General features: G+C 72.9%; 1 protein-coding gene. It reads left to right on the top strand.

Translation table 11 applies throughout. The features are described from left to right. Window positions 1-409 (top strand): SRPBCC family protein (locus Q0L15_RS21425; RefSeq protein ID WP_296606794.1); only part of this gene is annotated, 409 nt, incomplete at both ends.

The raw sequence follows: 409 nt of genomic DNA, 5'->3' as shown, positions 1-409 counted from the left end.
TCGAGGCGATGGCGCGGCCGGACCGGACGCTCGCGAACTACCGGATGGGCGAGCTGGTCAGCGGGCTGCGGTTCACCTACGAGGTGGCGGCCAACTACAAGGTGCTAGCCGAGAACTACAACGAGTGCTACCACTGCGGTCCCGTCCACCCGGAGCTCACCCGGCTGGTGCCGGCGTTCGGCGGCGGGGGCACCGACATCGACTGGGACGGCGGCGTGCCGCACCGCGAGGGCGCGTGGACGTTCACGATGAGGGGCACGACGGAGCGCGCGCCGCTGCCCGGGCTGGACGCGGCCGAGCGCGAGCGGCACAAGGGCGAGCTCGTGCACCCCAACCTGATGCTGTCCGCGTCCGCCGACCACGTCGCGGCGTTCGTGCTGCTGCCGCAGGCGGTCGACCGCACCCGGGT

This window comes from Nocardioides sp., assembly GCF_024509035.1.
GTDB lineage: Bacteria > Actinomycetota > Actinomycetes > Propionibacteriales > Nocardioidaceae > Nocardioides.
Note: the sequence above shows the minus strand (reverse complement) of the source record. Positions and strands in the feature narration are given on the sequence as shown.